A 14203-nucleotide genomic window follows, 5' to 3' on the forward strand; every position below is an offset into this window, starting at 1 on the left:
CTTGAAAGCCCTCGGCCTGCCTTCTAATGCCCCCTCAGCCCAAGCGCCCGTAGCTCAGCTGGATAGAGTACCTGACTACGAATCAGGTGGTCGGAGGTTCGAATCCTTCCGGGCGCGCCATAATAGGAAAGGCCGCGGTCCCCATCGGGATCGCGGCCTTTTTTATGTCCTGCGTGGATTGTGGCGAGAGTTCAGGCGTATTGCGCCTGGACCGCTTCGGCCCGCTCGGCGAACCGGCGGGCGAGAAGTTCGTGTCGCTGGCGCGCGGCGTCGGTCAACGATCGGGCCGCCATGTTGCGCTCCTGTGCCGCACGGCGTTGAAAGAAACGCAAATCCGATTCGACCCGAAGCATGATGTCCCCCGCATCCATATGATATCTCCCCGCAGAGTGTCCCACGGGCCCAGTGTCGCGAAGAATGGTTAAGGCCGAGTGAATTGCAAGGGGAGCGCTTCGCGCCTTCCGCCCTTTTCCCGCTTTCCCGCCAGATTCCGGTGCGCCGCCCAAGGCGCGATTAACGGCGGTCCGGTGAATCCTCGGTCCCGCGGAGCGGATTTCAGCGGTGGACGGCTTCTTTTCCGCCTCCGAGTCGCGGGCGTCGGTCGCTCGCGCGGCGCCGGCGGCGCGAGCGCAGTTCGGCGCCGCGATAATGGCGGGCCGGCACCCGCCACGGGCCCTGCGCGATGGCGGGCTGCCGCGTGCGGACCGCGTCGAACAGCTTGGCCCCCGCGACGAACACCACGCCGAGACAGGCGACCGCCATCGCGATGCCGAGCCATCCGGGATATTGCTGGAGGAAGAGAAAGCCGCGAACCACGGCCCCGCTGGCGATCGCATAGGTGACCAGCGCCGCCTCGAAGCGGGTCTTGATCGTGAACAGTCTGGCGATTCGCTTGAGCATGAGAAGTGTTAAGCAAACCCCGTGCCAGCGGCCAAGTTCCTAGCAAAAAGAGTTAATCCCGGATCGGGATGTCAAGTTTTCCGACAGTTGAAATAGCCGATCAGGCCAGTTCGCCGAGGTCCAGCTCATCGAGCATGGCCCGCCGTGCGTCGGTGACCGCGCAAACCAGCGTCTCCGATTGCAGCTCGCGCGCGTCGATCTGTTCGGGCCAGCTTTTCTCGACCACCGCTGCCATCCGGTCGAGCTTGTCTGCGTCGACGAGGAAGCGCGGATCCACGTCGGCAGGGTTGCACGCCACGCGCAGCCGAAGACAGGCCGGCCCGCCTCCGTTCGCCATCGACTGGCGCACGTCGACCACCTCGACGCGGCGGATCGGGCCGTTCCCCGCCAGGTGCGCTTCCAGCCACCGCCACACGCTCGGCGTCTCGCGGCATTCGCCGGGGACGATCAGCGTCTGCTCGCCCGAAGGAAGCGTCACCAGCTGCGCGTTGAAGAGATAGCTAGCGATCGCGTCGGCTAGCGGAACGTCGGCGTCGGCCACTTCCACCAGTTGCAGATCGGGGAACCGCTCCCCGATCGCCGCCAGCGTCCCGTCCCGGTCCTCGAACGCCTTTTCGTGCGCGAACAGGGTGCGCTCGTTGGCGACCGCGACGACGTCGTTGTGAAAGGCGCCGGCGGCGATCGCCTCGCTCGATTGCTGCACGAACAGGGTGCGTTCGGGATCGAGCCGATGAAGCCGCGCGAGCGCCCGGCTCGCCTCGACATGCTGGCGCGCGGGATAGGGGCCGCCCGACACCCCGTAGACGAAGATCTCGATCCCCGGATCGGAATGGCTGGACGCCAGCCGCATGAAATTGGCCGCGCCCTCGTCGCCGAATGCGGTCGGGACCGGGCCGTGCACCACGAAGGCGTCGGCACCGAATGCCAGCCGCAGCTGCGCCAGCGTGTCGGGCCACTCGTGGCTGCGGTGCGGCATGGTCTTGAGGTTCGCGACCGTCAGGTGGCAGCGCCCGTCCGCCGTGTCCGGCGCGGGGCTGACCGTGGCCGCGTTGGCCGCCCACATCGAGGAGGCCGACAGCGCATTGACCGCGATCCCGCGCGTCGCACCGAGGAAATCGGTGCCCAGCTGCTCGAGCCATTCGTGATGCGGACGCGGCAGCGGCATGAAGACGCCCTGCACCAGCCCCAGCGCCAGGTTCGCGCGCATCTTCTCGATGCCCTGCACCGCGGCGGCGCGCGGCTGCGACACGTCGCCCGCATGGCGCGTGGAGGCCAGGTTGCCGAGGCTCAGCCCGGCATAATTGTGGCTCGGCCCGATCAGCCCGTCGAAATTGATCTCGCGGATCGTCATCGCCGCGCCACCGCCAGCACCCGGTCGCCCGGTTCGAGATCGAGCGTTTCCAGCGCCAGCGGGTCGAGCCGCAGCGTGTCGCCGTCCACGATCCCGCGCGCATGGCAGGCGCGAAAGCTCTTGAGCCGTCCGACCGCGCACAGCATCTGCTCGCCGTCCTCCTCGACCGGCGCATCGCCGACGATGTGCCAGTCGCTGTTGGCGATCGAGGCGACGCGGTCGGTGCGACCGGTCATCGAGGGTCCGCCGTCGAAGATGTCGACATAATCGGTGAAACTCAGATTCTCGTTCTCGAGCATCCGCATCGCGGCGCGGCCCGACGGGTGCGGCTGTCCGATCACGGCGCGCGCGGCTTCGGGCAGCATCGAGACGTAGATGGGCGTCTTGGGAAACAGGTCGGCGATGAACTGGGTCCCGTGCACCGCGTTGAAACCGTCGGCCTCGGGGAAGGTCATGCCGAAGAAGCGCCCGCCGATCGCGTCCCAGAAAGGCGAATGGCCGCCGTCGTCGATCACGCCGCGCAGTTCGGCGAGGATGCGGTCGCCGAACCGCGGGCGATGCTGCTTGATGAACAGGTAGCGCGAGCGGGCGAGGAGCAGCCCCAATCCCCCGGCACGCGCGGCAGGATGGAGGAACAGCCCGCCGACCTCGCTCGACCCTTCGAGATCGGTCACGAGACTGAGCAGCCTGTTGCGAAAGATCGTATCGAGCTCGCCCGATTTCTGCGTCAGCGTCGAGAGGCGGTAGCTGTAGAAGGGCTGGGTGGTGCCGACCTTGCCGAAGATCTGGCAGGTGCCGCGGATCGCGCCCGTCTCGCGCTCCTCGAGCATGAAGATGTACAGATCGTCCGCGGGTTTCTCGCCCTGCCGTTCGAAACTGGCGTCGGACTTCTTCAACCGCTCGGACAGGACGCCGCGGTCGGCGGGCAGGTTGGTGAACCCTCCGCCGGTCAGCTTCGACAGGTCGTAGAGCGCATCGAGATCGTCGATGTCGGCGGCGCGAAGGACGTGGCTCATTCGCTGATGAGCCTCGCGATGGTCAGCGCGGACAATGCCGCACGTTCGCCGATGCTCTCGACGATCAGGAATTCCTTCGGGCTGTGGATCGCGCCGCCGCGCACGCCCATCGTATCGACGACGGGGACGCCGGTCGCGGCGATGTTGTTGCCGTCGCACACGCCGCCGGTGGCCTTCCAGCCGATCTCCTGCCCGAGATCCGCACTGGCCCGTTTCACCAGCCCGAACAACTCCTCCATTGGCGGGGTCATGGGCTTGGGCGGCCGTCCGAACCCGCCGTGGACGTCGATTTCGACCTCGTGCTCGGCCGCGACCGACGCGACATGATCGGCGACCAGCCTCTCCGCGCGCGCCTGGTCGTCGAGATCGACGCAGCGGAAGTTGATCCGCAGGATGGTAAGATCGGGCACGACGTTGTTCGGCCCGCCGCCGTCGATCTTCGCAGGGTTCACGGACAGCGTATCGTCCATCTCGCCCTTCAGGCGCAGCGCGAGGTCGGCCGCCGCGACCAGCGCGTTGCGCCCGTCGCGCGGATTGCGCCCCGCATGGGCCGATCGCCCGCGGATCGTGATCGCGTAATTGCCGCTCCCCGACCGTGCGCCCGCCAGCGTCCCGTCGGGCAGCGCGCTGGGTTCGTAGGTGAAGGCGGCGCGCTTGCCCTTGGCAGCCTGGCGAAGCAGCGGCTGCGAGGAGGCAGAGCCGATTTCCTCGTCCGAATTGATCACCACCTCGTAGCCGAAGCGGTCGGCATAGGGGCTGTCCTCCAGCGCCTTCAGCGCCGCCAGCATCACCGCGATCCCGCCTTTCATGTCGGTGATCCCGGGACCGTTCAGCACCTTGCCTTCCTCGATCCACTCCAGCTTCTGGAACGGATGATCCTCGCCGAACACCGTGTCCATATGACCGGTGAAGAGCAGCTGCACCGGCGCCTCCGGGCGGACGGTCAGGTGCAGGTGGCGGCCATGCTCCAGCGCGACTTCCTCGCCCGCCTCGTCGACCGCGCTGACGGGCGCGGGCTCGACCATCTCGATCGTTCCGGGCAACACCGAGAATGCCGTCTCCAGCTCGTTCGCCACCCGCGCGAGGCCCGCCAGGTTGCGGCTCCCCGAATTGATCGCGGCCCATCCCTGCGCCTGCGCGAACGCCTCGTCATGCCGTGCCTTCGCCGCCTCGACGACGTGGCGCTCCTCGTTGGTCAATCTGTCCATGAGGAGCGCGTCTAGCGCGGGCCGATGAAGTCGGCAAACCCTGCGAGGATCGCCCGGTACATCTCGCGCTTGAAGGGAACGATGAGGTCGGGAAGCAGGTGCGGCTCGGCCCATTGCCAGTGCGAGAATTCCGGTTCCTCGGTCTCGATGTTCACGTCCGCATCGCTGCCGGTGAAGCGAAGCAGGTACCAGTGCTGGCGCTGGCCGACCCACTTCCCGCCCCACAACTTGCCGCGCAGCCCGTCGGGAAGGTCGTATTTCAGCTCGAGCATCGGCGACCCGTCGACCCGGTGCGCGAGCGAAGCGGGAATTCCCGTCTCTTCCTCCAGCTCGCGGAGCGCGCCGTCCCAGCTGTCCTCGCCCTCGTCGACCCCGCCCTGCGGCATCTGCCAGGCCTCGTCGACATTATCGATCCGCCGCCCGATCCAGACATGCCCATGCTCGTTCAGCAGCATCACGCCGGCCCCGAAGCGGTATTTGTCGTCCTTGCCGATGGAAACTCTCCCGTTGACTTTCGCTCCGTCCTTGCGAGGGACGCGCACGAGACGCAAGCGCTCGCAATGACGACCCGATGACGTTAAGGACAGGCGATGGCCACCGCGACCCACGAAATCTCCCCCGACGATCCCCAGACCGAGGAGCGCGACGCCGTCGTCGTCCGCTTCGCCGGAGACTCGGGCGACGGGATGCAGCTAACGGGTGGACAATTCACCCTGTCGACCGCGCTGGCGGGCAACGATCTCGCCACCTTTCCCGACTTCCCGGCCGAGATCCGCGCGCCGCAGGGGACGACCTTCGGCGTCAGCGCCTTCCAGATCAATTTCGGTTCCGCCGCGATCGAGACCGCGGGCGACCAGCCCGACGTGCTGGTGGCGATGAACCCCGCCGCCCTCAAGGTGAACATCGAGAGTCTTCGCGAAGGCGGGCTCGTCATCGCCGACACCGGCGAGTTCTCCGCGCGCAACCTCGCCAAGGCAGGGTATGAGGAAAGCCCGCTCGAAAACGACAGCCTCGCGAAATACAACGTCCTCGCCTTCGACATTTCGGCGCGCACGCTGGAGGCGGTCGAGCCGTTCGGCCTCAATCGCAAGGAAGCGCTCCGCTCCAAGAACATGTGGACGCTCGGCCTCGCGCTGTGGATGTTCGACCGCAGCCGCGACCCCGTCGTCCAGTGGCTCAAGAGCAAGTTCGCCAAGATGCCCGAGATCGCCGAAGCGAACATCGCGGCGCTCAACGCGGGCCACGCCTATGGCGAGACGGCGGAGATCGGTGGCCAGGTACGCCAGCGCCACCTCGACGCCGCCCCCGCCGAACCGGGCCTCTACCGCACGGTCACGGGGGCCGAGAGCCTCGCGGTCGGCCTCGTCGCGGGCGCACAGCTTGCGAACCTCAAGATGTTCTTCGGCGGCTATCCGATCACGCCCGCCTCCGCGCTGCTCCACCACCTCTCGCGCCTCAAGCATTTCGGGATCACCACCTTCCAGGCGGAAGACGAGATCGCCGCCATCTGCGCCGCCATCGGTGCCAGCTATGCCGGCAGCCTCGGGGTAACGTCTTCCTCGGGTCCCGGCATCGCCCTCAAGACCGAGGCAATCGGCCTCGCCATCATGACCGAACTGCCGCTGGTCATCGTCAATTCGCAGCGCGGGGGCCCCTCGACCGGGCTTCCGACCAAGACCGAGCAGTCCGACCTCTACCAGGCGGTCTACGGGCGCAACGGCGATGCGCCGCTGCCGGTCGTTGCCGCCCGCTCTCCCGCCGACGCCTACGAATGCGCGATCGAGGCGGTGCGCATCGCGGTCCAGTACATGACCCCCGTTATGCTGCTCACCGACGGCTATATCGCCAACGCGGCCGAACCGTGGCGCGTCCCCGACGCCGCCGAACATACGCCTTTCGCGGTCGAATTCGCCCATGCCGAAGGCACCATGCCCTACCAGCGCGACGAACGCGGCGCGCGTCCGTGGATCCGTCCGGGCACCCCCGGTCTCGAACATCGCATCGGCGGGATCGAGAAGGCGCCGATCACGGGCGACATCAGCTATCTGCCCGAACATCATGTCCAGATGACGCAGGAACGCTTCGCCAAGGTCGCGAACGTCGCCGACAGCATCCCCGACCAGGACGTCTGCCTCGGCGACCCCTCGGGCAAGCTCGCCATCGTCGGCTGGGGCTCGACCTTCGGTCCCATCCACCAGGCGGTCCGCCGCGCGCGCAAGCAGGGCCGCGACGTCTCGCACGTCCATATCCGCCATCTGGCTCCCTTCCCGAAGAACCTCGGCGACCTGCTGCGCGGCTACGAGAAGATCATCGTTCCCGAAATGAACGCGGGCCAGCTCAAGACCATGCTGCGCGACCAGTTCCTCGTCGACGCGCGCCCGATGAACAAGATCGCGGGGCAGCCCTTCCGCATCGCGGAAATCGCCGCGGCGATCGAGGAGGCGCTGGCATGAAGGTCAACAACGACCCCAACAACATGAAGCCGATGAACCCCTGGCCGCTGATCGCCATGCTGATCGTGGTCGGCTACCTCGTCGCGAACCTGAACGGCTGGATCTGATGAACGAAGTGACGAAATTGACCGCCAAGGACTGGGCCTCGGACCAGGAAGTGCGCTGGTGCCCGGGGTGCGGCGACTATGCCGTGCTGAAGGCCATGCAGCGTACCATGCCCGATCTTGCCGAGGCGAAGGAGAATGTCGTCTTCATCTCGGGCATCGGCTGCTCGAGCCGCTTTCCCTATTACATGGCGAGTTACGGTTTCCACACCATCCACGGGCGCGCCGGCGCGGTCGCGACGGGGGTGAAGCTCGCCAATCCCGAATTGGACGTTTGGATCATCACCGGTGACGGTGATGCGCTGTCGATCGGCGGCAACCACACCATGCACTTGCTTCGTCGCAACCTCGATTGCCAGCTGCTGCTCTTCAACAACGAGATCTACGGCCTGACCAAGGGACAATATTCGCCCACCAGTCGCATCGGCACGCGCTCGCCCTCGACCCCGTTCGGATCGGTCGACCGTCCCGCGCTGCCCGCCAGTTTCGCATTGGGTGCGGGCGCGCGGTTCGTCGCGCGCGGCATCGACGTGTCGAAGAACCTCCCCGACGTCCTCAAGGCCGCGCATGCCCATCGCGGCGCCGCCTTCGTCGAGATTTTCCAGAACTGCGTCGTCTACAACGACGACGTCTTCGCGCCCTTTACCGATCGCAAGGTCGCTGACGAGAAACAGCTGTGGCTCGAAGCGGGCGAACGGATGACCTTCGCTTCCGGCGAGAAGGGCATCGCCTTCGACGTCGAGACGAAGACCCTGAAGGTCGTCGCCGGGGACAGCGACGAGGTGCTGGTCCACGATCCGAAAAGCCGCGCTCTCGCGCTGCTGCTCGCCGAAATGCCCGCCGACATCATGCCCGTCGCGATGGGCGTCCTGTACGAGGATCCTGCGCCGACCTTCGAAAGCGCCGTGGTCGAACAGAACCGCCAGGTTTCGGAGGGCAAGACCCCCGATCTCCAGGCGCTGCTCAACCAGGGCCAGACGTGGCAGGTGACCAAGGAACCGCGCGAGCATTAGGGGCTTTGGGGCGACGTGGACAACATCACCCATAGCCTGATGGGCGGTCTCTTGAGCCAGATGGGCTTGAAGAAACTGACCGCCCGCGCGACCCCGACGCTGATCATCGCGGCGAACCTTCCCGACGTGGACGCGGTCACCGTACTGATGGGGGTCGAACATCTGGCGATGCGCCGCGGCCTGACGCACGGACCGATCGCGATGTTGGTCCTCCCGTTGCTGCTCACGGGTCTCATGCTGCTCTACGATCGGTGGCGCCCGGCGAAGGACAAGGTGCGGCCCGGCTGGCTCCTCCTGCTCGCCTTCATCGGCACGCTCTCGCACCCCGCGCTCGACTGGCTCAACGTCTACGGCATCCGCCTCCTCGAACCCTTCAGCGATCGCTGGTTCGCGGGCGACACGCTCTTCATCATCGACCTGTGGGTCTGGGTCATGCTGCTGTTCGGCTTCACGGTGTCGCGGCGCTGGGAAAAGCGCGGCTCGCGGCGGTACACTATCCCCGCGGGCGTCAGCTTCCTTCTCATCGGCGCCTACATCGCCTTCAACGGCTGGCTCACCGGGCAGGCCGAACGCACCTCGCGCGAACTGGTCGGCAAGCAGTATCGGCTCGAACCGCAGGCGGTCGTGGCGGCGCCGGTGCCGATCGAATTCTGGCGGCGCGAGATTCTCTGGCGGGGCGGCAACCTCTACGGCTTCGGTCGATACGGTTTCATCGACGGCGTCCTCCTGACGGGCGGCGGCGAGCCGACGGGGCTGGGCAATCGCGCCCTCCTCGCCGCGCGCGGGCGCGAGGATGTCGACGCTTTCCTGTTCTGGTCGCGGATGCCGGTAGTGCTGGAGGAAGATGGCCGCGCCATCCTCGCCGACCAGCGCTATCTCGACCGCCGCGCCCGCGACAACTTCTCGATCGACCTCGGCCCCGTCGATGAGTGACGACACCCCCGTCACGATCCTCTGGTTCCGCCGCGACCTGCGCCTCTCGGACCAGGCCGCGCTGCGCTCTGCCGCGGGGGAAGGGCGGGTGGTGCCCGTCTACGTCCTCGACGACGACACGCCGGGGGATCGCAAATATGGCGGCGCCTCGCGCTGGTGGCTCCACCACAGCCTCGCCAGCCTCGCCGCCGATCTCGAGGACAAGGGCTCCCGGCTGATCCTGCGCCGCGGCCGCGTCGATCATGTCCTGCCGCAGCTCGCCGACGAACTCGGCGCCGCGCGGATCCACGCCATCCGCCACTACGAACCCTGGTGGAAGGAGGCCGAGGATCGCATCGCCGACCAGGTCGAGCTGTGCCTCCACGACGGCAATTACCTCGAACCTCCCGGCGCCGTGACGACGGGGTCGGGCGATCCCTACAAGATCTACACCCCCTTCTGGCGCGCGTTGAAGGAACGGATGCCCCCCGCCGAACCCGAACCGCGCCCCCGCACGATCGATGCGCCCGACGCCTGGCCCGACAGCGACGATCTCGACGACTGGAAACTCCTTCCGACCGATCCCGACTGGGCCGGCGCCATGCGCGAGGAGTGGGAGCCGGGCGAGGACGGCGCGCTCAAGCGCCTGCGCGCGTTCGAGGATGCGGCCTCGTCCTACGACGGACAGCGCAACTGCCCGTCGATCGAGGGCACCTCCAAGCTCAGCCCCCACCTCCATTGGGGCGAGATATCGCCCGCCCGCGTCTACGACCGCGTCAAGAACGCCGGCGGCACCGTCTCGACCTTCCTCTCCGAACTGGGCTGGCGCGATTTCGGCCAGAATCTCATCCACCAATTCCCCGACTATCCCGAGAAATCCTATCGCGACTTTGACGATTTCGAATGGCGCGACTTCCGTTCCTCGACCGCGCGCGAGGATTTCGAGGCCTGGACGAAGGGCCGGACCGGCTATCCCATCGTCGATGCGGGAATGCGCCAGCTGTGGGCGATCGGCTGGATCCACAATCGCGTCCGGATGATCGTCGCCAGCTTTCTCGTGAAGCATCTGCTGATCGACTGGCGCGAGGGCGAGCAATGGTTCTGGGACTGCCTCGTCGATGCGGACTACGGATCGAACGGCACCAACTGGCAGTGGATTGCGGGCACCGGCGTGGACAGCAACATGTTCCCCCGCATCATGGCGCCCCTGTCGCAGTCCGAGAAGTTCGACGCCGCCGACTATATCCGCCACTGGGTGCCCGAACTCGCGGACCTGTCGGACGCGGACATCCACGATCCTTCCGACGACCGGCGACCCGCCGATTATCCCGCCCGCCGGATCGAACATAAGGAAGCGCGCGAACGGGCGCTCGACACCTACCGCGCGATGAAGGGCTGATGGCGAGCCGGGGGGAACATCTGCTGCGCGGCGACCGCGGTTTTGCGACCGGCGACAGCCGGATCGGACGGCTGCTCGCGCCCGCCTTCGCCAAGGTCATCGACCAGTTGGACGCGCGGCTCGAACGGGGCGGCATCCACGGGACGCTTCCCGACGGCACGCGCCGCGACGTCGGCTTTCACGCGCCCGGTCATGTCGCGACCTTCCACGTCCATTCCTACATGGCGCTGGTGCGGCTGGCGCTGGCCGGATCGGTCGGCCTCTACAAGGCGTGGGAGCGGGGCGAATGGTCGTCGCCCGACATCGTGCCGCTGTGCGCCCTGTTCATGGACAATGCCGCCAGCCTCGACGATGCCGCGCGGGCCAAGGGTCCCATGCGCCTTCTCAACGCGGGCATGCACCGGCTGCGCGACAATGGCATCGGCCGCGCGCGCGAGAATATCGCCGCCCACTACGACCTCGGCAACGATTTCTACGCTGCCTGGCTCGACCCGACGATGAGCTATTCGAGCGCCATCTGGGCCGAAGGCGACGATCTGGAAACGGCGCAGCGACGCAAGATCGACGCCTTGCTCGACCGGCTCGAGGTCAAGGAAGGCGCCCGCCTGCTCGAGATCGGCTGCGGCTGGGGCAGCCTCGCCATCGCGGCGGCGCAGCGGGGCGCCCGCGTCACCGCACTGACCCTGTCCACCGAACAGAAGGGCTGGGCCGAACGGCATATCGCCGCCGCGGGCCTGTCCGACCGGATCGAGGTCCGGTTGCAGGATTATCGCGAATGCGAAGGCCCCTACGACGCCATCGCCAGCGTCGAGATGGTCGAGGCCGTGGGCGAACGCTGGTGGCCGGCGTGGTTCGACGCCATCGCGCGCAATCTCAAGTCCGGCGGCCGCGCCGCGATCCAGTATATCGCGATCGACGACGCGCTCTTCCCCGCCTATCGCAAGAGCGCCGATTTCATCCAGACCTACATCTTCCCCGGCGGCATGCTGGTGAGCGAGGATCGTTTCCGGTCGCTTGCCGCCGATCGCGGGCTCGACTGGGTCGATCGCCACGATTTCGGCCTCGATTATGCGCGCACGCTCGCCTGCTGGCGGCAGCGCTACGACCGGGCGGTCGCGACCGGCGCGCTCGACGGGTTCAGCCGCCGCTTCCACGACCTGTGGCGCTTCTACCTCGATTATTGCGAGGGGGGCTTTCGCGGCGGGGGGATCGACGTTGCGCAGGTGACACTGGTCCGCGGCTGAGCCGCCTTTTCGACGAAGGGCGGGGGTGACCGATTGGCGTTTTTCGCTTGGTCGTGCTATTTCATCCCGTCAAATCAATGCGTCGATCCGTGTCGGCGCTAGGGAGTTTGTTCAGATGATTCACTACGCCGTTCTCGCCATGACCGTCCTTTTCCAGCCCGTGTCCGGGGAAACGCCCAGCGATGCGCAGGCCGACGTCGATCGCGACGGGATCGAGGAAGAAGCGGTCGTCACCACGACCTCGGAAGAGATCGAGGCCGCGGCGCAGGTCGACGAGCCGGTCATCTGCAAGCGCACCACGATCGTCGGCAGCAAGTTCAAGAAGAAGGTCTGCGGCACGCCGTCCGAATGGGCAGTCATGGAAGGCCGCAGCCAGGACGTCACCGGTCAGATGCAGCGGCGCGGCAAGGGCATGGACCCCAACGGGCGCTAATCGCCCGTATCAGCCCTCGACGCGAAACGTCTCGCCCGAGGGGGCGTCCGACCGGAGGCGTTCGACCAGCGCCTTCGCCACCACTTGCGGCTCCTTCACCGTCTCGGGATTCTCGCCCGGAAAGGCGCGCGCCCGCATCGTCGTGCGCGTGGCCCCGGGGTCGAGCAGGTGGACGCGGATCCGCCCGTGATTCTCGTTTTCCTGCGCGTAGGACTTGAGCAAGGTCTCGAGCGCCGCCTTGCTGGCGCCGTAGGCACCCCAGAAGGCACGCGGGCTCGCTCCGACCGACGAAGTGACGCCGACGACCTCGGCCTGCCCCGCTTCGCGCAGCAACGGGTCGAACGCCCCGATCAGCGCCTGATTGGCGAGCAGGTTGAGGCTGACCAGCCGCACGAACTCGTTGCCGTCGATGGCCTGCACGGGCGTCAACGTGCCGAGCGTCCCGGCATTCAGCACGAGCATATCGAGCTTGTCCCACCGCCCGGCGATCGCCTGGCCCAACCGGCCGATATTGCCGTCTTCCAGAAGGTCCATCGGCGCGATGGTGGCGCTTCCGCCCGCCGCGTGAATGCGTTCCTCGACCTGTTCCAGATCGTCAGTGGACCGCGCGACGAGGATGACGTGCGCGCCCTCTGCTGCCAGTTCCTCGGCGATGGCCGCGCCGATGCCGCGGCTCGCGCCCGTGACGAGCGCGGTCTTGTCGGTAAAATTCTGGGTCATTCTATTCGTCGGCCACCAGTTCGAGTTGTTCGGGGGGCGTCTCGCGATCCCGATCGGTCAGCGTGGTCGGATAATCGCCCGAGAAGCAGGCATCGCACCGCTGCGGCGCCGCATCGTCGCGGCGATCGCCCAACGCGTGATACAGGCCTTCGAGCGAAATGAACGCCAAGCTGTCGGCCTGGATATGCTCGCACATCGCCTTCAGATCCATGTTCGCCGCGAGCAGCTTGTCGCGCTCGGGCGTATCGACGCCGTAGAAGCAGGAAAAGCGCGTCGGCGGAGAGGCGATGCGCATATGCACCTCGCGCGCGCCCGCATCACGCATCATCTGCACGATCTTGAGGCTTGTGGTGCCACGAACGATGCTGTCGTCGACAAGCACCACCGACTTGCCCTTGACCAGCGCCGCATTGGCATTGTGCTTCAGCTTAACGCCCAGGTGCCGCACCCCGTCGCCCGGCTGGATGAACGTCCGCCCGACATAATGCGAGCGGATGATCCCCAGTTCGAACGGAATGTTGCTCGCCTGCGCGAAGCCGATCGCCGCGGGCACCCCGCTGTCGGGGACGGGCACGACCAGATCGGCCTCCACCGGCGCCTCGCGCGCCAGTTCGGCCCCGATCGACTTTCGCGTATGATAGACGCTCGTCCCCTCGACGATGCTGTCGGGGCGCGAGAAATAGACATGTTCGAAGATGCAGGGCCGCGCCCGCCGCTCTTCGAACGGAAAGCGGCTTTCCACGCCCTCGTCGGACACGATCACGATCTCGCCCGGCTCGACGTCGCGGATATATTCCGCCCCGATGACGTCGAACGCCACGCTTTCGGACGCGAACACGATGCTGTCGTTGAACTGGCCCATCACCAGCGGCCGCACGCCCAGCGGATCGCGGCACGCCACCAGCCCGTCGGGCAGCAGGCACACGAGGCTGTAGGCCCCCTCGACCTTCTTGAGCGCCTTCACCAGCCGCTTCACCGCGGTCGCCTTGGTCGACGTCGCGACGAGATGGATGATCACCTCGGTATCGCTGGTCGACTGGAAGATGCTGCCGTTCGAGATCAGCTTGTCGCGCAGCGTCATCGCGTTCGACAGATTGCCGTTGTGCGCGATCGCGAACCCGCCGGTGGCAAGATCGGCGAACAGCGGCTGCACGTTGCGCAGCGCCGTCTCGCCCGTCGTCGAATAGCGCACGTGGCCGATCGCCGCGCGTCCCGCCAGCTTGCGGATGATGTCGTCGCGATCGAAGTTGCCCGCGACATGGCCCATCGCGCGGTGCGAATGGAAGTTCGCGCCGTCGTGCGCGACGATCCCCGCGGCTTCCTGTCCGCGATGCTGCAGCGCATGCAGCCCGAGCGCCACCACGCTGGCGGCGCCGTCGGCGCCCCACACGCCGAACACGCCGCATTCCTCGCGCAATTTGTCGTCGTCGAATGGATTGGTCGTGAGCAT

The 14203-nt window shown here is 66.9% G+C and carries 13 protein-coding genes and 1 tRNA gene; 7 read left to right on the forward strand and 7 right to left on the reverse strand.

The window, feature by feature from the left end:
* The first annotated feature begins 43 nt into the window (after nt 1-43).
* Nucleotides 44-120: transfer RNA gene (locus tag WJT74_RS01620), tRNA-Arg, on the forward strand.
* Between the two features lie 435 nt (nt 121-555).
* Here WJT74_RS01620 and WJT74_RS01625 read toward each other — a convergent pair.
* The 5 genes from WJT74_RS01625 to WJT74_RS01645 all read right to left on the reverse strand — a co-directional run bounded on the left by WJT74_RS01625 (nt 556) and on the right by WJT74_RS01645 (nt 4969).
* Nucleotides 556-900 carry a hypothetical protein gene (locus tag WJT74_RS01625; protein WP_343346076.1) on the reverse strand — a complete coding sequence of 115 codons (345 nt, stop codon included), beginning with the start codon at nt 898-900 and terminating at the stop codon, nt 556-558.
* Nucleotides 901-1000: 100 nt separating this feature from the next.
* Complete coding sequence (locus tag WJT74_RS01630) at nt 1001-2251, reverse strand: N-succinylarginine dihydrolase (protein ID WP_343346078.1); 1251 nt, start codon at nt 2249-2251, stop codon at nt 1001-1003.
* Nucleotides 2248-3267, reverse strand: a complete 1020-nt coding sequence (locus tag WJT74_RS01635) for an arginine N-succinyltransferase (RefSeq protein ID WP_343346081.1) — start codon at nt 3265-3267, stop codon at nt 2248-2250. Before WJT74_RS01635 ends, WJT74_RS01630 begins: the two co-directional genes overlap by 4 nt.
* Nucleotides 3264-4475: a hydrolase gene (locus WJT74_RS01640; protein ID WP_343346083.1), complete on the reverse strand. Its 1212-nt coding sequence runs from the start codon at nt 4473-4475 to the stop codon at nt 3264-3266. Before WJT74_RS01640 ends, WJT74_RS01635 begins: the two co-directional genes overlap by 4 nt.
* A gap of 11 nt (nt 4476-4486) precedes the next feature.
* Nucleotides 4487-4969, reverse strand: coding sequence for an RNA pyrophosphohydrolase (locus WJT74_RS01645; RefSeq protein WP_343348233.1), 483 nt, complete (start codon nt 4967-4969; stop codon nt 4487-4489).
* Nucleotides 4970-5065: 96 nt separating this feature from the next.
* Here WJT74_RS01645 and WJT74_RS01650 point away from each other — a divergent pair, with 96 nt between their 5' ends.
* From WJT74_RS01650 to WJT74_RS01675, 6 genes are all read left to right on the forward strand, one after another.
* Nucleotides 5066-6928, forward strand: a complete 1863-nt coding sequence (locus WJT74_RS01650) for a 2-oxoacid:acceptor oxidoreductase subunit alpha (protein WP_343346085.1) — start codon at nt 5066-5068, stop codon at nt 6926-6928.
* Nucleotides 6929-7034: 106 nt separating this feature from the next.
* A complete protein-coding gene (locus WJT74_RS01655; RefSeq protein WP_343346088.1) occupies nt 7035-8045 on the forward strand; it encodes a 2-oxoacid:ferredoxin oxidoreductase subunit beta in 1011 nt (336 codons plus the stop codon).
* Between the two features lie 15 nt (nt 8046-8060).
* A complete protein-coding gene (locus WJT74_RS01660; protein ID WP_343346090.1) occupies nt 8061-8978 on the forward strand; it encodes a metal-dependent hydrolase in 918 nt (305 codons plus the stop codon).
* The gene (locus WJT74_RS01665; RefSeq protein ID WP_343346093.1) at nt 8971-10356 is read left to right on the forward strand and encodes a cryptochrome/photolyase family protein; all 1386 of its coding nucleotides are present in this window, start codon (nt 8971-8973) and stop codon (nt 10354-10356) included. The genes WJT74_RS01660 and WJT74_RS01665 overlap by 8 nt, the downstream gene beginning before the upstream one ends.
* Nucleotides 10356-11600: a cyclopropane-fatty-acyl-phospholipid synthase family protein gene (locus WJT74_RS01670; protein WP_343346096.1), complete on the forward strand. Its 1245-nt coding sequence runs from the start codon at nt 10356-10358 to the stop codon at nt 11598-11600. Before WJT74_RS01665 ends, WJT74_RS01670 begins: the two co-directional genes overlap by 1 nt.
* A 115-nt stretch (nt 11601-11715) precedes the next feature.
* Entirely contained in the window at nt 11716-12033 is a 318-nt protein-coding gene (locus WJT74_RS01675; protein ID WP_343346098.1) for a hypothetical protein, read from the forward strand.
* 9 nt (nt 12034-12042) lie between these two features.
* Here the strand turns inward: WJT74_RS01675 and WJT74_RS01680 are convergent, their stop codons facing one another.
* Both WJT74_RS01680 and purF read right to left on the reverse strand, forming a co-directional pair.
* A complete protein-coding gene (locus WJT74_RS01680; RefSeq protein ID WP_343346100.1) occupies nt 12043-12753 on the reverse strand; it encodes an SDR family NAD(P)-dependent oxidoreductase in 711 nt (236 codons plus the stop codon).
* A gap of 1 nt (nt 12754) precedes the next feature.
* Nucleotides 12755-14203 carry an amidophosphoribosyltransferase gene (gene purF / locus WJT74_RS01685; protein ID WP_343346103.1) on the reverse strand — a complete coding sequence of 483 codons (1449 nt, stop codon included), beginning with the start codon at nt 14201-14203 and terminating at the stop codon, nt 12755-12757.

Origin of the sequence: Sphingomicrobium sp. XHP0239, from assembly GCF_039555325.1 — a bacterium.
Lineage (GTDB): Bacteria > Pseudomonadota > Alphaproteobacteria > Sphingomonadales > Sphingomonadaceae > Sphingomicrobium > Sphingomicrobium maritimum.